Raw genomic sequence first — 17484 nt, 5'->3', positions numbered from 1 at the left:
CTCGGGCAGTGTTCGGATGGGTGCGTGACAGCGTGGGGCGGACTGTACGAACCGCTCCCGACGCCAACAACCAGAGATGGCGGCCCGAATCGATACTTTTTTGATGCGCGGTGTCGGGCGCGCGGGGCGCACCGCGATCCGCGCTGCGGCGCAGCAAGAAGCTTTCTCCCCGAGGGAAACGGCCCGCGACGGCCCGGATTGCTGCGCTGCGGAAAGCCGGGCGTCTCGAGGCCGTGCGGGCGTCAAGAATTCATAGGTGTTTTCCCGCCCCGCAAGCCCCGGCGCGGCGCGCGGCACACTCGCAGGCCATGACGACATCCACTGCTTCCTCCTCTGCTCCCGCCGCCGGCCCGCTCGCCGGCCTCAAGGTCATCGAGCTCGGCCAGCTGATCGCCGGCCCCTTCGCGGCCCGCACGCTGGCCGACTTCGGCGCCGAGGTGGTCAAGATCGAGCCGCCGGGCGCGGGCGATCCGCTGCGCAGCTGGCGGCTGATGAAGGACGGCACCTCGGTCTGGTGGCAGGTGCAGTCGCGCAACAAGCGCTCGCTGGCGCTCGACCTGCGCGAGGCCGAGGCGCAGGCCATCGTGCGCCAGCTCGCGGCCGAGGCCGACGTGCTGATCGAGAACTTCCGCCCCGGCGCGATGGAGGGCTGGGGCCTGGGCCCCGAGGCGCTGCTGGCGGCCAATCCCGCGCTCGTGATGCTGCGCATCAGCGGCTATGGACAGACCGGTCCCTATCGCGACCGGCCCGGCTTCGGCGTGGTGGCCGAGGCCATGGGCGGGCTGCGCCACCTCACGGGCGAGCCGGGCCGCGTGCCGGTGCGCGTGGGCGTGTCGATCGGCGATACGCTGGCCTCGCTGCATGGCGTCGTCGGCGTGCTGATGGCGCTGCAGCATCGCCACGCCACCGTGAGCGCCGAGCATCCGAAGGGCCTGGGCCAGGTGGTCGACGTGGCGCTCTACGAGGCCGTCTTCAACTGCATGGAGAGCCTGCTGCCCGAGTACGGCGCCTTCGGCGCGGTGCGCGAGGCCGCGGGCAGCGCGCTGCCGGGCATCGCGCCGACCAATGCCTACCGCTGCGCCGACGGCGGCTACGCGATCGTCGCGGGCAATGGCGACAGCATCTTTCGCCGGCTCATGGGCTGCATCGGCCGGCCCGATCTGGCGGCCGATCCCGCGCTGGCGAACAACACCGGCCGCGTGGCGCAGGTGGAACTGCTCGACGCCGCCATCGGCGGCTGGGCCGCCAGCCGCACCGTCGACGAGGTGCTGGCCGCACTCGATGCCGCGCACGTGCCGGCCGGGCGCATCTACACCATCGCCGACATCGCGGCCGACCCGCACTACGCGGCGCGCGGCATGCTGCAGCGGCTGCGCATGGACGACGGCAGCGAGCTGTCGGTGCCGGGCTTCGTGCCCAAGCTCTCGCGCACGCCGGCCGCGCACCGGCTGAACGCGCCCGCGCTGGGCGCGGACACCGACGCGGTGCTCGAGGAGATCGGATTGACCGCCGGCCAGATCGCGGCGCTGCGCGAGCGCGGGATCATCGGCGGGGCGTGAGGGGAGCCGGCACTCAGCCGCGCAGCGACTCGATCAGCGCGATGTACTGTTCCTTGGCCTCGTCGCCGCTCAGGCCCTTGCGCGAGGTCCAGGCATCCCACTTGGCGCGCGCGACGATGTCGCTGAAGCTGGGCTTCTTGGCCGTGTTGTCGCCCTCGGTCGCCTGCTTGAACAGGCCGTAGATCTTCAGCAGCGTGGGGTTGTCGGGGCGCTCGGCCAGCAGCTTGGAATTGGCCTGGGCGGTCTGGAAGCGTTCGTCGAGGTCGGACATGGCGGGGGATACGTAGGTAGGTGGAAGGAGTCGGGCATCTTACTGACCCGACAGTCACCCGCGTTCGAGCCCGCGCCGCGTGAAGGGCCTCAGGTCGTGGTCTGCACGTGCAGCCGGCTCGACTTGCAGCGGTGCAGCGCGCGGTAGTGCTCGAGCGGCCGGCCATTGAGCCCGTAGGCGATCGACTCGATGCGCAGCAGCGGCTCGGGCGCGGGCAGGTTCAGCAGCTCGCAGGTCTGGGCGTCGGGCAGCACGGCGTCGATCCAGCGCTCGGCGCGCACCAGGCGCAGGCCGTACTGGCGGCGCAGCACGTCGTAGAGCGAGCGGTCTTCCAGCCGGATGCGGTGCAGGCCCGGCGCCATGTCGGCCGGCACCACGGTCTCGACCAGCAGGCGCAGCTCGCCGTCCACGCTGCGCAGGCGCTTGAGCGCGACCACCTGCGTGTCTTCGGTGAGGCCGAGCGCGCCGGCCTCGAGGGTGGTGGGCAGGCGCAGCTCCTGGGTCAGGATCTGGGTGCGCACCGAGCGGCCCTTGCGCTCCATCTCGTCGGAGAAGCCCAGCACGGTGGAGACGAAGTCCTCGTCGCGCTCGCGCGCCGCGACGAAGGCGCCGCGGCCCTTGATCTTGTAGATGAGGCCGTTGCGCACCAGGTCGGCCAGCGCCTCGCGCACCACGATGCGCGAGATGCCGTACTGGTCGCCGAGTTCGGCCTCGGACGGCAGCTTGGCGCCGATCGGCAGTTCGCCCTGCAGGATCTGCAGGCGGACGGCGTCGCGAAACTGGGCCCACAGGGGCGATTCGGAATTCCGGTCGAGGGCGGGCGCGGTCAAGGTCGGGCTGTTCACGTGAGGACGGGCTTCGAGGCCATCAATGATGCATCCAAAGGGGAATCCGCTGCCGGGGCGGCGGTCTGCAGGCGCACGCCGTGGCGTTCGCGCAGCGCGGTGGCGCAGGCATGGAGCTCCTCGCGCTGGCGCTGCGCGTCCCAGCCCAGGGCCTCGGCCGCGATGCCGGCGATCTCGGCCAGCGCGGCGTCGGTGACCTGGCCGCGGATCGCCAGCAGGGTGCGGCGCACCACCAGGTCCGACAGGTGGATCACGCCGGTCTCGAGGCACAGGTAGCCGAGCTCGGCCACCGAGTAGTCGGGCGCATGCCGCAGCGGCACGTCGCCCGAGGCCGCGAGCCGCTGCGCCAGCGGCAGCGCCTTGGCGCCGTAGCGCGCGAACAGCGCCTGGGCGCGGCGGCGGCTCGCGCCGGTGGCCATCAGGCGCTCGAGCAGGCGCTCGGTGGCGGCCGCGTCGGCCGGGAACTCGGCGCCGCCGCCGATCGGCAGCATGTCGGTGGAGGCGGTGCGCGCGCGGCCGAGGTGGCGCAGCACCGCGTCGGTGGCCTCCTCGGCCAGCGCGCGGAAGGTGGTCCACTTGCCGCCCACCAGGCAGACGATCGGGATGTCGCGCGTGGCGTTCGGCGGATCGACGGCCACCGAGTGGTCGCGCGAGATCTGGCCCGGCTTGTCGGCATCGGAGCGCGCCAGCGGCCGCACGCCGACATAGGTGTAGACCACGTCGGCCGGGTCGAAGGCGAGGTTGGGGAACACCTCGCGCAGCACCTCGAGCAGGTAGTCGACCTCCTCCGGCTCGGTGGCGATCTGGTCGGGATCTTCCACCGGGATGTCGGTCGAGCCGACCAGCACGCGGTCGAGGAAGGGATAGACGATGCACACGCGTCCGTCCATCGCCTCGAAGTAGGCCATGCGGCCGTCGAGCGCGTCGCGCAGCGCGGGATGGTCGAGCACCAGGTGCGAGCCCTTGGTGCCCATCACGCGCGGGCCGCTGCCGCCGAGCACCGCGGTGCTGCGGTCGAGCCAGGCGCCGCTGGCATTGACCACCGTGTCGGCCGTCACGCGCACCAGCTCGCCCGTGATCTCGTCGCGCAGGGTGAGGATGTTGCCGGCGCAGCCCATCACGCGGCAGTGGTTGACGGCGGTGGAGCGCGGTTGGTCGCGGCAGGCATCGGCGATCAGCTCGAGGATCAGCCATTCGGGATGGCTGATCCAGGCGTCGAAGAAGGTCGCGGTCCAGCGGATCGCCGCGCGGAACAGCTGGCGGTCGCGCGGCGGCACGCGGTCGATGCGGTGGCCCGGCATCACGCGCTGGCGCCGGCCCAGCAGGTCGTACAGCCGCAGCCCCAGCGCCACCGCCAGCAGGCCGCGCGTGCGCGGCGAGGCCGGCCGGCCGAGGAAGCGCAGCGCGCTGCCGAGCATGCCGCCGAACAGGCTCGCGAGCGGCACCACCGTCTTCAGCGGCTTCACCAGGTGCGGCGCGTTGCGCAGCAGCAGGTTGCGTTCGCGCGTGGCCTCGGCCACCAGCGAGAAGCTGCCGTTCTCGAGGTAGCGCAGGCCGCCGTGGATCATGCGCGAGGGCGCGCTGCTGGCGCCGGCGCCGAAGTCGCCCTTGTCGACGATCAGGCAGTCCACGCGCTGCAGCGAGAGGTCGCGGAACACGCCCACGCCGTTGATGCCGGCGCCGACGATGACGGTGGAGAAATGGCGTCCGGCGAGCGAGGCGGGACGGGTGAAGGGCAGTTGCCAGGCGCTCATCGTGCGGAATCCGGCATGCGGGTGGTGCCGGTGGTCAGGGTGAAGGCCGGTGCGAGGCTGTCGAGCAGCGCATCGAAGCCGGCCAGGAAATCGGCGCAGGGCGGGATGTCGCCCGCTTCGGGCGCGAGGGTCTCGCAGGGCGCGAGCAGATGGGCGTTGGCGCTCGCGTCGAGATCGAGGCCCTGCGAGATGGCGGCGTAGAGCGCCGCGCCGCGCGCGCCGGTCTCGTCGTCGCCGCAGCGCGCGACCGGCCGGCCGAGGAAGCCGGCCAGCAGCCGTGCCAGCCGCGCGTCGCGCGCGCCGCCGCCGAGCATGGTGAGCGCCCCGGGCAGCAGGCCGTGGGCCGCGAGCCGGCCCAGGTGGCGCGCATGCAGCGCCACCACCGCGTCGACCACCGCGCGCGCCATGTCGGCGCGGCCATGGTGGCTGCGCAGGCCGACGAAGCCCGCGCTCGCGCCGGGCGGCGCGCTGCCGCCGTTGACGAAGGGCAGGAAGCGCACGCCATGCGCGCCCAGCGGCGAGCCCATGGCGGCATCGATCACGGCCTGCTCGCTGCCGAAGCCCAGCGCCTCGGCGGCCCAGGCGATGTTGGCCATCGACGAGGGGCTGTTCTCCATGTAGAGCCGGCGCTCGGCCGGCCCGAAGTTCACCACCGCGGCCACCGGCGGCTTGGGCGCGCCCGCGGGCGTGGCCGGGCCGATCGCGGCGTTCACGCTCCAGGTGCCGAACACCGCCACCGCATGGCCGCGCGCCTCGGCGCGGATCGCGGTCATCGAGGCCAGCAGGTCGATCGCGCCCATGGCCACCGGCACGCCCGCGGGCAGGCCGCAGGCCGCGGCCTGCGCGGGCAGCAGCCGGCCGTACACCTCGCCGCTGGGCACGATGCGCCCGAGCGTGCGCGGCGACAGGTCCGACAGGCCCGCTGCGTCGAAGGCCTGCTGCGACCAGCGGCCGCTGGCCAGCGAGACCAGCCCGGCGGTGCTCGCATCGCTGAGGTCGGTGGCGGCCTCGCCGGTCAGCAGCAAGCCCAGGTAGTCCTTGGCGAACAGCAGGCGCTGCAGCTCGCCGCGCTGCACCGCGTCGTGGCCGAACAGCTCGGCCGCGATCAGCGTCGGCTGTCCGGGCCAGGGCCCGCAGCCCACGTCGTCGAACAGCGCCGCGCCGTGGCTGCGTGCGAGCTTCAGGGCGCGGGCGGTGGCGCGCTGGTCGGTGGAGGCGACCGCGCTGCCGCCGACCAGCCGGCCGGCCGCGTCGAGCGCATAGAGGCCGGCGCCGTGGCCGGTGCAGCCGATGGCGCGCACCGCGGCGGCCAGCGGGCCGAGCTGGCCCGCGATGGCGCCGAGCACGCGGCCCAGCGCCGCATGGATCGCCGCCTCGGCCACCTCGCAACCGCCGCCGGGGCGCCGGTCGTGCGGCAGCGCGGCGCGCGCCAGCGCCACCGTGCGGCCGCTGTCGGCATCGAGCGCGAGCGCCTTCAGGCTGCTCGACCCCATGTCTATACCCAGGTAGATGTTCGTTGTCATGTCATAACAGCTTCGGGCAATTTGGTTCAGATCGCAGTAGCGTTTCCCCTAGTATTCCGGGCAAAACGAGCCGCATACATTCTCACCTGTCATGACAACGTGCATGACGACTAGAGATCCAAAGCCACCCGCCAAGGCGGCCCATCTGCCAGGTCAGAGCAACACGAGGAGACAGAAGTGAGAAGAGATTTCCTGAAGTCCGCGGCGGCCGCCGCAGCCACCACCGGCCTGGGCCTGGCCGGCTCCAGCGCCTTCGCCCAGCAGCCCGCCGCACCGGCCGCCACCGGCCTGCGCGGCAACCCGAACGACGTCTACGTGATGAACGTGATGGTCTCGGGCGTCGAGTACTGGTTTCCGGTCTACGAAATGATGAAACAGCTGGGCCGCACGCTGGGCGTGCGCACCCGCTACACCGGCACGCCCGAGTACGACGTGAACAAGCAGCTCGCGTCCTTCGAGCAGGAACTCGCGCGCAAGCCCGCGGGCATCCTGCTGCACCCGATGAACCCCGATCCGTTCATCGAGCCGATCAACCGCGCGGTGGCGGCGGGCATCCCGGTCGTGACCTTCGCGGCCGACTCGCCGAACTCCAAGCGCGCCTCGTTCATCACCTCCGACAACGACCGCGAGGGCACGCAGGCGGCCGACGCGATCGCCGCCGCGCTCGGCGGCAAGGGCGAGTACGCGGTGCTCGAGAACCCGGGCCAGGACAACCACGACCGCCGCATCGCCGCCTTCGTCAACCGCATGAAGACCAAGCACCCGGGCATGAAGCTCGCGGGCCGCGCGGCCAGCAACCAGGACCCGAGCAAGGCCTACCAGGCGGTGCTGAGCCTGGCACAGGCCAACCCGAACCTGGGCGCGCTGTTCATGCCCGAGGCCAACTCGGCGCTCGGCGCGGCGCAGGCCAAGATCGAGTCGAAGAAGAACATCCGCGTGATGTGCTGCGACGTCAACGCCAAGATCCTCGACATGATCAAGGCCGGCGACGTGTTCGGCGCCATCAATCCCAACCAGGGCATGCAGGGCTACATGGGGATGATGATGCTGTTCCTGGCCAAGAACCCGCAGCTCATCGACCCGATGAACGACGCCAAGCGCAACGGCACCAACCCGATGTCGGTGCCCTTCCTCGACAACGGCCTGTCGGTGGTGAGCAAGGCCAACGCCGACGACTTCTACTGGGACAAGTACCTGGCGCGCCGCGGCACCAAGGGAATCGGCGAGTGAGCGACGACCCGAAGCCGCTGCTCTCGCTGCGCGGCATCAGCAAGCGCTTCGGCGCTTCGCGCGCGCTCTCGGGCGTGGACTTCTCGCTGCGTGCCGGCGAGATCCACGCCCTGTGCGGCGAGAACGGCGCCGGCAAGTCGACGCTGATGAACATCATCGACGGCATCCACCAGCCCGACGAGGGCACGATCGCGCTCGACGGCCTGGATGTGCGCATCGACGGCCCGGCCCATGCCATGAGGCTGGGCATCGGCCTGGTGCACCAGGAGATCGCGCTGTGCGGCGACGCCACCGTCGCCGAGAACATCTTCATGCCCGAGATCAACGCGGGCGGCCGCGCCTTCATGGACTACGGCGGCCTCAACGCGCGCGCCGCCAAGGTGCTGCGCCGGCTCGGCCAGGACATCGACCCGGCCGCGCGCGTCGACGAGCTCGGCATCTCGAGCCAGCAGCTGGTGGAGATCGCGAAGGCGCTCACGCTCGACTGCAAGGTGCTGATCCTCGACGAGCCCACGGCCGCGCTCACCGAGCTCGAGTCGGCCGCGCTGTTCCGCGTGCTGCACGACCTCAAGGCGCAGGGCATCGGCATCATCTACATCAGCCACCGCATGGCCGAGATCTTCGCCAACTGCGACCGCGCCACCGTGCTGCGCGACGGGCGCAACGTGCACTGCGGCCCGCTCGCGGGCACCACGCCCGACGAGCTGGTGCGCCGCATGGTGGGCCGCGACCTCGGCAACTACTACCCGCCGCGCGCCACGCTGCCCGAGGCGCCCGAGACGCTGCTGCAGGTCGACGACATCGCCGACGGCGAGCGCGTGCAGGGCATCTCCTTCGCGCTCAGGCGCGGCGAGATCCTCGGCATCGCGGGCCTCATGGGCGCCGGGCGCAGCGAGCTGGCCGAAACGGTGTGCGGGCTGCGGCCCGCGCGGCGCGGCAGCGTGCGCCTGCGCGGCAAGACGCTCGCGATCCGCAAGTACGCCGACGCGCTGCGCCACGGCATCGCCTACCTCAGCGAGGACCGCAAGGCCGCGGGCGTGTTCCTCGACCTGCCGATCGCGCAGAACGTCTGCGCGATGGCGTTGCGGCGCGTGAGCTCGCGCTTCGGCCTGATGGAACGCGCGGCCGAGCGCAAGCTGGCGCAGGACCTCGGCGCGCAGCTCAACCTCAAGTCCGACGGCGTGGCGATCGAGGTCGCGAGCCTGTCGGGCGGCAACCAGCAGAAGGTGGCGATCGCCAAGCTGCTGGCCACGAAGCCATCGGTGCTGCTGATGGACGAACCCACGCGCGGCGTCGACGTGGGCGCGAAATCCGAGATCCACCACATCCTGCGCGCGCTCGCGAACCAGGGCGTGGGGGTGATCGTGATCTCGTCGGAACTGCCGGAAATCATCGGCCTGTGCGACCGCGCGCTGGTGATCCGCGAAGGCCGGCTGGCCGGCGAGCTCGGCACGGCCGAGATGACGGAAGAGGGCCTGCTGCGGCTGGCCTCGGGACTGGGCGAACAGGAGATGCAGTGAGCTACCAATTCAGAATGGACGGCACCAACCCCGCGAGCACCGCCGGCACCGGCGCGGCGGCGGGGGCCAAAGGAGACGCCGTGAACCTACCCTTCCGACTCGGCAGCATGCGCGAGGCCGGCCTGCTGCTGATCATCGCGGTGCTGTGCGTGGGCATGAGCTTCGCGTCGCCGTACTTCCTCACCTGGGAGAACATCCGCGCGATGCTGCTGTCGTTCTCGATCGAGGGCATCGTGGTGGTCGGCATGACCATCCTGCTGATCGTGGGCGGCATCGACCTCTCGGTGGGCTCGGTGGTGTGCCTCGCGATGGTGATCACCGGCAAGCTGTTCCTCATGGGCGTCGACCCGTGGCTCGCGAGCGCGATGGCGATCGGCGCCAGCGCGATGATCGGCGCCATGATCGGCGGCTGCGTCACGCGCATCGGGCTGAACCACTTCATCGCCTCGCTGGCCTTCATGGTGATCGTGCGCGGCCTGTGCCTGGCCTTCACGCAGGGCACGCCGCAGTCGCTGTTCTCGCTGCCGGCCGAGTTCAAGTTCATCGGCCAGGGCACGCTGTTCGGCATCCCGGCCGTGATCCTGATCTTCGTCGCGATCGTCGCCATCAGCGACTTCGTGCTGCGCCGCGCCACCCTGCTGCGCAAGGTGTTCTACGTCGGCAGCAACGAGAAGGCCGCGCTCTATTCGGGCATCCGCGTGGGCCGCGTGAAGTTCTGGGTCACGGTGCTGTGCTCGGCCTCGGCCGGCCTGGCCGGCGTGATCTACACCGCGCGCTTCGGCGCCGCCACGCCCACCTTCGGCATGGGCATGGAACTCAACGTGATCGCCGCCGCCGTGATCGGCGGCGCCAGCCTCAAGGGCGGCTCGGGCACCGTGCTCGGCGCGGTGCTCGGCCTGGCGCTGCTGTCGGTGGTGACGAGCTCGCTGATCCTGCTCGACGTCTCGCCCTACTGGCAGGACGTGATCAAGGGACTGATCCTGCTCGTGGCCGTGACCATCGACCACCTGCTCAACGTGAGGAAGACCAAGAGATGAAGACGACGACGCTGGGACCGTCGGGCATACGCTGCTCGGCGATCGGCCTGGGAACCTGGGCCATGGGCGGATGGATGTGGGGCGGCGGCGACAACGCGGGCGCGACGCTGGCGATCCAGGCCTCGCTCGACGCGGGCGTGACGCTGATCGACACCGCGCCGGCCTACGGCCTGGGCCGCTCCGAGCGGCTGGTGGGCACCGCTCTCAAGGGCCGGCGCCACGAGGCCGTGATCGCCACCAAGTGCGGCCTGGTGTGGCATACGCAGAAGGGCACGCACTTCTTCGAGGAGGACGGCCACCCCGTCTACCGTTACCTCGGCCGCGATGCGATCGCGTACGAAGTGGAGCAGAGCCTCGCGAACCTGCAGACCGACTACATCGACCTCTACATCACGCACTGGCAGGACGCCACCACGCCGGTGGCCGAGACCATGGGCGCGCTGCTCGACCTGAAGAAGCAGGGCAAGATCCGCGCGATCGGCGTGAGCAACGTCGATGCCGCCACGCTCGCCGAGTACCTGCGCCACGGCCCGGTCGACGCGGCGCAGGAGCGCTACAGCCTGATCGACCGCGAGATCGAGGCCACGCTGGTGCCGCTGTGCAAGGAGCATGGCGTGGCGGTGATGGGCTATTCCTCGCTCGCGCTGGGCCTGCTCGCGGGGCCGATCGATCCCGCGCGCGCCTTCACGGGCGACGACCAGCGCGCGAGCAATCCGCGCTTCAGCGCCGACAACCGCGCGCGGCTCGCGGCCTTCTTCGCCGACCTCGAACCGCTGCGCGCCGCGCTGGGCTGCTCGTTCTCCGAAATGATGATCGCCTGGACGCTCGAGCACGGCGCCGTCTCGCTGTCGCTGTGCGGCGCGCGCAACCGGCAGCAGGCGATCCAGAACGCCGCGGCCGGCACGCTCGCGCTCGGCGCCGACGCGCTGCTGCAGATCGATACCGCCGCGAAGCGGCACCTTGGTGCGCTCGGCTGAGACGCGTCCCGCCCCCTCGAACCATCTTCCACCTTCAAGGAGTTCTTTCGTATGTCGAAAGGCAAAGAGGTCCGCATCGCCCGCCTGCTGAAGGCCGGCCGCGGCCTGGACATCGCGCTCGATCACGGCGTGTGCAACGAGCCCAGCTTCCTCGACGGGCTTGAGGACATGCCGGGCGTCATCGACCGCCTGGTGGCCGCGGCGCCCGATGCGATCCAGCTCAACTACGGCCAGGCCGACCTGCTGCAGCTGCGCCCGGGCCGCGAGCGGCCGGCGCTCGTGATGCGGCTGGACATGGGCAATCCCTACAACGCCACGCGCCACCGCTCGATGTGGGCCGTGCTGCAGAACGAGCACGACCCCGTGCTGCCCGCGGTGCAGATGGACGCGGCCTGCGTGGTCGTCAACCTGTTCATGCTGCCCGACGAGCCCGAGCTGTTCCGCCAGTGCGTGCAGAACATCGCGCGCGTGCGCGCCGACTGCGACCGCTACGGCATGCCGCTGATGATCGAGCCGCTGGTGATGCAGGCGCACGGCGCGGGCCGCGGCGGCTACATGGTCGACGGCGACGCCGAGAAGATCGTGACCCTGGTGCGGCTCGCGCGCGAGATGGGCGCCGACATCGTCAAGGCCGACCCGACCAGCGACCCCAGGGACTTCCACCGCGTGGTGCAGGCCGCGCGCTGCCCGGTGCTGGTGCGCGGCGGCGGCCGCGAGGACCTGCAGCAGGTGTTCGCGCGCTCGCGCGTGCTCCTTGACCAGGGCGCGGTGGGCATGGTCTACGGGCGCAACGTCTACCAGCACGCCAATCCGTCCGCGGTGGTGAGCGCGCTGATGGCGATGATCCACGAGGGCGCCAGCGCGGAAGCGGCCTGGGCCCTGTACGAATCGGGCGGCGCGGCGCGAAGCCCATAGCGCAAAAGCTGCGCGGCTTTCGCGCGGCTTCCGGCGAACAGGTTTTTTTGCCACGGCAGGCGATGCCCGTCGCCCGCCGGGGTGCGCGCTGCGCGCGCATGTCGTGATTCGAGCCAGAGAAGAACGAGCCAGCAGATTCCCCTGCGAACTTCCAACAACACTTGGAGGCAAACGATGAAGATCCGGTATTACCTGATGGCATTGATGGTGCCGTTCGTCACCCTGTTGACGCACGCGGCGATCACCGGGGTCAGTCCGATGACGACCCTCGGCAACATGGCGACCGCGGTGTCCGAGGCCGTCGCCGATCCCCTCCCGCTGCAGGGGCCGGGGCTGGGCAACCTCACCTACACCTCGGAGGAACTGTTCAAGCCGGTGTCGATGATCACCAGCCCCGCGCATCCGCTCGACCCCGCGCACAGCAACGCCTACGAGTCGCGCGAGGTGCCCGCCACCTACCCGGGCCGCAAGGACTACGGCATGAACGCCGGCATCATGGTCAACGGCTATTTCCTCACGTCCTTCGCTCCCGACAGCGGCCTCGGCCCGGGCGGCTTCCTGCTGTACGACGTGTCGAACCCGCGGCAGATCAAGCTCGTCAAGAAGATCTACGAGCCCGAGGCCCGCACCAAGGAGTTCCGCGAAACCCACTCCTTCGGCACCGCGAAGATCGGCGACAAGACCTACGTGGTGCTGCCCAGCATCAACGGCGTGGAGTTCTGGGACTTCACCGACGTCAACGACATCAAGCAGGTGAAGAAGCTGGCGCTGCCCGGCGTGAATGGCGGCGACTACGAGAACGTCGCCTGGCAGCTCTGGTGGCAGGCGCCCTATCTGTACGTGGCTTCGGCGGGCCGGGGCATCTTCATCGTCGATGCCGCCGACCCCGCGAACGCCGTGCTCGCCAACCGCGGCGCCGGCAAGTCCAACCCGGTGTCCACCGGCGAACTCGGCGGCTTTCGCATCGGCCCGATCTTCACGATGGGCAACCACATGGTGCTGACCGCGATGGAGAGCAACGGCGGCTTCGCGAGCCTCGATATCTCCGATCCGCTCAATCCCAAGGTGCTCGACTCCATCGTGGGCAGCACGCCGTTCTACTACGCGACCTGCTTCGACGGCCGGAACCTGCATGTCTCCACCCGCAACAGCGGCGCGAAGATGTACAGCTACGACCTGAGCGACCGCTCGAAATTCGTGGCCGAGGACAACCGCCTGGTCATCGACGAGCAGCTGTACTGCGCCACGCAGGACCACTACGTGATCCAGGGCGCGCAGACGCGCATCCACAAGGTCGACGTGAGCAATCCGCTCAATCACGTGGAGGTGGGCCGCGGCAGCATCCTGCGCGAGGACGATCCGAACTTCTCGCATTCGGACAACGGCCAGGTCGCGATGTTCGGCAACCTCGTGTTCGTGGGCAACGACCACGGCTCGGGCAGCGGATTCGTCGTGCACCAGGTCGACCCCGACACCACCCGGCCCGAGGTCAAGCAGGTCTCCCCCGCCAACGGCGCGAAGCAGCAGGCGCTGACCTCGCGCATCGGCCTGGGCATGACCGACAACATCCGGCCCGAGAGCGTCAACGCCAACACCTTCATCGTGCGGCCCGTGGGCGGCAACACGCTGGCCGGCACGTACAGCGTGCAGCTCGGCATCATCAACTTCCATCCGACGCAGCCGCTGCAGCCGGGCACCAGCTACGAGGTGTTCCTGCCGGCCAACGGCGTGAAGGACTATGCGGGCAACGCCATCGGCGCCGACTTCAAGTCCACCTTCAACACCGGCAACGCGGCCGAGGTGGGCCTGAGCTACCACTGGGCGCTCAACGGCAAGCTCAGCGACCCGATCTCGAACAACGACGGCACGCCCGCATCCGGCGACGCCTTCGAGAGCATCGGCCTGAACTTCGCGAACCGCGCGGGCGGCGTGCAGCTCAAGAACGACAGCGTGGCCACCGTGCTGGGCGGCACCGCCTCGCTGAGCTTCTACATGAAGACCACGCAGAACGGCAGCGCCAACGCCTGGACCGCGCCCGGCATCTTCGGGCGCGACCAGTCGGGCGGCGCCGACGACGTGTTCTGGGGCTGGCTCGACAACACGGGCCGGCTCAACCTGTCGGTGGCCAACGCGGCCACCAACAACCCGGGCACGCGCTCGACCTCGCCGGTCAACGACGGCAACTGGCACCACGTGGTGCTCACGCGCGACGCGGGCTCGGGCGCGCAGACCATGTACATCGACGGCGCCAAGACCAGCTCGACCGGCCTCACCGGCGTGAAGGGCCTCGCGAACAAGTTCCAGTGGCTGGGCCAGATCCAGGGCAATGCCGACTTCTTCAAGGGCACGCTGGCCGACGTGCGGGTGTTCAGCCGCGTGCTCGGCGACGCCGAGGTCGCGACCCTGCGCGGCCAGGCGGTCATCGGCGACCCCGGCATCGGCAGCGGGCCCAAGGTGGTCAACGGCGCGCTGAACTTCAACCCGGCAACGCTCGGCAGCGGCGGCGCGCAGTTCCGCTGGAACTTCGGCAACGGCACCGTCACGGCCTTCTCGAGCCAGGCCGGCTACAGCTACACCTACACCACGCCCGGCCACTACACCGTGACCCTGACGGTGAAGGACAGCGCGGGCCGCGAGACCTACTACACCTACAACGTGACCATCATCGCGCCCGTCACCGCGAGCGCGCCGCGGCACACCGGCAACATCGCGGGCGACGCGAACCGGGTCTATGCGGTCAATCCCGACAGCGGCACGGTGGCGGCGATCGACGCCCAGAGCCTGGCCAAGCTGTGGGAGGTGTCGGTGGGCAGCGAGGCCAAGACGCTGGCGCTCGGTCCCGACGGCCGGGTCTGGGTCGCGGTGCAGGGCGAGGACAAGCTGGTGGCGCTCAACGCCGCCGACGGCAGCGTCTCGGTCACCGTGCCCTTCGACTACGGCAGCGGTCCCTACGGCGTGGTCTTCACGCCCGACGGCACCAAGGGCCTGCTGACGCTGGAGAGCAAGTCGCGCCTCGTGAGCTTCAATCCCTCCACCGGCGCGGTCACGGCCACCCTGCCGCTCGACGGCACGGTGCGCGGCATCGCGGTCACGGGCGATGCGCAGATCGCCTACGTCACGCGCTTCAAGTCGAAGATGACCGGCGGCGAGCTCTACAAGGTCAACCTGGCCTCGATGAGCACGCTGCCGACCATCGCGCTGCCGGTGGACACCACCACCATCGACACCGAGGCCGGCGCGCGCGGCGTGGCCAACTACCTGAGCCAGGTCGTGATCTCGCCCGACGGCAAGCGCGCCATCCTGCCCTCGAAGAAGGACAACATCGTGCGCGGCCGCTTCCGCGACGGGAAGGACCTGGTGCACGACCAGACCGTGCGCTCGATCCTGTCGCAGGTCGACCTGCAGTCGGCGGCCCACGTGGCCGGCGAGCAGATCGACTTCGACGACCGCGCGCCGGCGCGCGCCGCGCTGTTCTCGCCCGCGGGCGACTACATCTTCGTGGCGCAGATGGAAGGCAACCGGGTCGCGATCGTCGATTCCTACACGCGCTCGGTGCGCGGCGAGATCGACACCAGCAGCGCGCCGCACGGGCTGTTCCTCGATGCCGCGCGCAAGCGCCTCTACGTCAACAACTTCCTCGCGCGCTCGGTGTCGGTGCACGACGTGGCGGCGGTGCTGGCCTCGGAGAGCAACGCGGCGACCTTTCTGCGCAATGTGCAGACCGTGGCAACCGAGCCGCTGGCCGCGGCCGCGCTGCGCGGCAAGCAGGTGTTCTACAACGCGGCCGACCGGCGCATGAGCAAGGACAACTACATCTCGTGCGCGAGCTGCCATGCCGATGGCGGCGACGACGGCATGGTGTGGGACTTCACCCAGCGCGGCGAGGGCCTGCGTCGCACCATCAGCCTGCAGGGGCGGCGCGGCACGAGCCACGGCAAGCTGCACTGGACGGCCAACTTCGACGAGGTGCAGGACTTCGAGAACGACATCCGCAACGAGTTCGGCGGCACCGGCTTCCTGAGCAATGCCGACTACGCGGCCACCTCCAATCCGCTGGGCACGCCCAAGGCCGGACGCAACGCGCAGCTCGACGACCTCGCGGCCTACCTGTCGTCGCTCGACAAGTTCATGCGCAGCCCGGCCCGCACGGCCGACGGCAACCTCAGCGTGGAGGCCGCGCGCGGCCAGACGGTGTTCAACACCGCGCAGTGCGCGACCTGCCACACCGGCGGCACCTTCCGCGACGGCCAGCGGCACGACGTGGGCACGATCCAGCTCTCGTCGGGCAAGGGAAGCAACCAGCCGCTGGCGGGCGTGGGCTTCGACACGCCGACGCTGTCGGGCACCTGGAGCGTGACCTCGTTCTTCCACAACGGCCAGGCCGCCTCGCTGCAGGCGGTGCTCGACAGCGGCCACGGCAACGCCAACGGCCTGCCGCCGGCCGACGTGGTGGCGCTGCGCGAGTACGTGCGTTCGCTCGACACCGCGCCGCCGCTGGTCGCGCGCATCCGCTCGGACAGCAGCAACCTGTGCGTGAACATCAAGGGCGTGTCGACCGCCAGCGGCGCCACCGCGGTGCAGTGGCCCTGCGGCAACGACGCCAACGAGAAGTTCACCGTGACCAACAGCGGCGGCTACGTGCAGTTCGTGGCGCAGCACAGCGGCCTGTGTCTGGCGCAGAGCGGCAACGCGACCACCAACGCGGCGGTGGTGCAGCTGGCCTGCACGGCCGGCAACGCGACGCAGTGGACGGTGGTCGGCTCGACCCTGCGCAACCGCGCCTCCGGATCCTGCCTCGACGTCCCGAACGGATCCACCACGCAGGACACGGCGCTGATCACCTGGACCTGCAACGGGGGCAACAACCAGAACTGGACCCAGCTGCCTTGAGCGGGCGGCCGGTAGCGCGCGGGGGCGGTGTTACCGCACCCTGCGCGCTTCGGTCCACACCACGATCAGCAGGCCGGCCAGCACCATCGCGAGCCCCGCGAAGGCCCAGGGGCCCGGGCGCTCGTGCAGCACGACCAGGGCGAGCCCGAAGGCCGTGACGGGCTCGGCCAGTGCCAGCGTGACGCCCGAGGCGCCGGAGATGTGCCGCAGCGCATGGCTGAACAGCAGGTAGGCGATGCCGGTCGACACGAGGCCCAGGTAGGCCACGAGGACCCAGCCCGCGGGCGTGGCCGAGAAGGGGCCGGAGATCAGCAGCGCAGCCGGCATGGCCGCCACGGAGGCCACCGAGAACACCCACAGCGTGACCGTCGCCGGCGGCGACTGGCGCACCAGGCGCTGGCTGACCAGCGTGTAGGTCGCGTAGCAGAGCCCCGAGCCCAGGCACAGCGCCAGGCCGGCGAGGTCGGCGCGCGGGCCGTCGCCTGATCCCGACATCACCATCAGCCCGCCACCGCCGATCGCGAGCAGGGTGCCCGCCCACCAGGCCGGCGCGGGCGGTGTGCGAGACACGAGCGCCTGCAGCAATCCGGCCCAGGCAGGCCCGCTGCCCACGGCGATCGCGGTGCCGATGGCCACGCCCGTGGCCCTGACGCCCGCGAAGAAGCTCAGGTTGTAGCCGGCCATGCACAGGCCCGCGAGCAGCACCCAGCGCCACGTCGGCCGCGCCATCGACAGCGCGACGCGCTCGCCGCGCTGCCGTCGCCAGCCGATGAAGGCCGCGAAGAACAGCGTGGCGATCGCCATGCGCAGCGTGCCGATCCAGAAGGGCGACGTGTCCAGGGGCGCGAAGCTCTGGGCGGTGCCGGTCGTGCCCCAGAGCGCGGCGGCGGCAAGCACCATGGCGGCGCCGGTGAGGGAAGCGTGCTTTGTCATGCGCGCATCCTCCAGCGCCGCGACCGCGGC

The 17484-nt window shown here is 70.6% G+C and carries 12 protein-coding genes; 7 read left to right on the top strand and 5 right to left on the bottom strand.

The genetic code is table 11. The features are described from left to right. Positions 1-308 precede the first annotated feature (308 nt). On the top strand, positions 309-1559 hold the full coding sequence (locus ACODT0_RS25725; protein ID WP_489042618.1) for a CaiB/BaiF CoA transferase family protein: 1251 nt from the start codon (positions 309-311) through the stop codon (positions 1557-1559). Between the two features lie 13 nt (positions 1560-1572). Here ACODT0_RS25725 and ACODT0_RS25720 read toward each other — a convergent pair whose 3' ends face one another. The 4 genes from ACODT0_RS25720 to ACODT0_RS25705 all read right to left on the bottom strand — a co-directional run bounded on the left by ACODT0_RS25720 (position 1573) and on the right by ACODT0_RS25705 (position 5952). Beyond that, positions 1573-1830, bottom strand: a complete 258-nt coding sequence (locus ACODT0_RS25720; RefSeq protein WP_057592544.1) for an acyl-CoA-binding protein — start codon at positions 1828-1830, stop codon at positions 1573-1575. A gap of 89 nt (positions 1831-1919) precedes the next feature. Then, positions 1920-2675, bottom strand: a complete 756-nt coding sequence (locus ACODT0_RS25715) for a GntR family transcriptional regulator (protein ID WP_057592543.1) — start codon at positions 2673-2675, stop codon at positions 1920-1922. Then, a complete protein-coding gene (locus ACODT0_RS25710) occupies positions 2672-4429 on the bottom strand; it encodes a glycerol-3-phosphate dehydrogenase/oxidase (RefSeq protein WP_261212337.1) in 1758 nt (585 codons plus the stop codon). Before ACODT0_RS25710 ends, ACODT0_RS25715 begins: the two co-directional genes overlap by 4 nt. Continuing rightward, the gene (locus ACODT0_RS25705; RefSeq protein ID WP_489042617.1) at positions 4426-5952 is read right to left on the bottom strand and encodes an FGGY family carbohydrate kinase; all 1527 of its coding nucleotides are present in this window, start codon (positions 5950-5952) and stop codon (positions 4426-4428) included. Before ACODT0_RS25705 ends, ACODT0_RS25710 begins: the two co-directional genes overlap by 4 nt. Before the next feature lie 177 nt (positions 5953-6129). Between ACODT0_RS25705 and ACODT0_RS25700 the strand changes: the two genes are divergently transcribed. The 6 genes from ACODT0_RS25700 (at position 6130) to ACODT0_RS25675 (ending at position 16521) form a co-directional block, all read left to right on the top strand. Beyond that, positions 6130-7182, top strand: a complete 1053-nt coding sequence (locus tag ACODT0_RS25700; protein WP_057592540.1) for a substrate-binding domain-containing protein — start codon at positions 6130-6132, stop codon at positions 7180-7182. Then, on the top strand, positions 7179-8702 hold the full coding sequence (locus ACODT0_RS25695) for a sugar ABC transporter ATP-binding protein (protein ID WP_489042616.1): 1524 nt from the start codon (positions 7179-7181) through the stop codon (positions 8700-8702). Before ACODT0_RS25700 ends, ACODT0_RS25695 begins: the two co-directional genes overlap by 4 nt. Positions 8703-8809: 107 nt before the next feature. Further along, a complete protein-coding gene (locus ACODT0_RS25690) occupies positions 8810-9739 on the top strand; it encodes an ABC transporter permease (RefSeq protein WP_208509805.1) in 930 nt (309 codons plus the stop codon). Further along, positions 9736-10716 (top strand): aldo/keto reductase, encoded by a 981-nt coding sequence (locus ACODT0_RS25685; protein ID WP_057592539.1) that lies wholly within the window; start codon positions 9736-9738, stop codon positions 10714-10716. Before ACODT0_RS25690 ends, ACODT0_RS25685 begins: the two co-directional genes overlap by 4 nt. A 51-nt stretch (positions 10717-10767) precedes the next feature. Further along, the gene (locus ACODT0_RS25680; RefSeq protein ID WP_057592538.1) at positions 10768-11631 is read left to right on the top strand and encodes a class I fructose-bisphosphate aldolase; all 864 of its coding nucleotides are present in this window, start codon (positions 10768-10770) and stop codon (positions 11629-11631) included. Between the two features lie 174 nt (positions 11632-11805). Then, positions 11806-16521, top strand: a complete 4716-nt coding sequence (locus tag ACODT0_RS25675) for a LamG-like jellyroll fold domain-containing protein (protein ID WP_489042615.1) — start codon at positions 11806-11808, stop codon at positions 16519-16521. Positions 16522-16551: 30 nt separating this feature from the next. On the opposite strand, the gene ACODT0_RS25670 is transcribed toward ACODT0_RS25675, so the two are convergent. Beyond that, positions 16552-17454 carry a DMT family transporter gene (locus ACODT0_RS25670; RefSeq protein WP_489042614.1) on the bottom strand — a complete coding sequence of 301 codons (903 nt, stop codon included), beginning with the start codon at positions 17452-17454 and terminating at the stop codon, positions 16552-16554. Positions 17455-17484 lie beyond the last annotated feature (30 nt).

The organism is Variovorax sp. FG153, from assembly GCF_057809595.1.
This window is presented reverse-complemented; position numbering and strand designations above follow the sequence as displayed.

Coding starts and splice junctions, on each gene's coding strand:
- ACODT0_RS25725 (WP_489042618.1), top strand. CDS start 309: ATGACGACATCCACTGCTTCCTCCTCTGCTCCCGCCGCCGGCCCGCTC.
- ACODT0_RS25685 (WP_057592539.1), top strand. CDS start 9,736: ATGAAGACGACGACGCTGGGACCGTCGGGCATACGCTGCTCGGCGATC.
- ACODT0_RS25680 (WP_057592538.1), top strand. CDS start 10,768: ATGTCGAAAGGCAAAGAGGTCCGCATCGCCCGCCTGCTGAAGGCCGGC.
- ACODT0_RS25705 (WP_489042617.1), bottom strand. CDS start 5,952: ATGACAACGAACATCTACCTGGGTATAGACATGGGGTCGAGCAGCCTG.
- ACODT0_RS25675 (WP_489042615.1), top strand. CDS start 11,806: ATGAAGATCCGGTATTACCTGATGGCATTGATGGTGCCGTTCGTCACC.
- ACODT0_RS25670 (WP_489042614.1), bottom strand. CDS start 17,454: ATGACAAAGCACGCTTCCCTCACCGGCGCCGCCATGGTGCTTGCCGCC.
- ACODT0_RS25710 (WP_261212337.1), bottom strand. CDS start 4,429: ATGAGCGCCTGGCAACTGCCCTTCACCCGTCCCGCCTCGCTCGCCGGA.
- ACODT0_RS25690 (WP_208509805.1), top strand. CDS start 8,810: ATGCGCGAGGCCGGCCTGCTGCTGATCATCGCGGTGCTGTGCGTGGGC.
- ACODT0_RS25720 (WP_057592544.1), bottom strand. CDS start 1,830: ATGTCCGACCTCGACGAACGCTTCCAGACCGCCCAGGCCAATTCCAAG.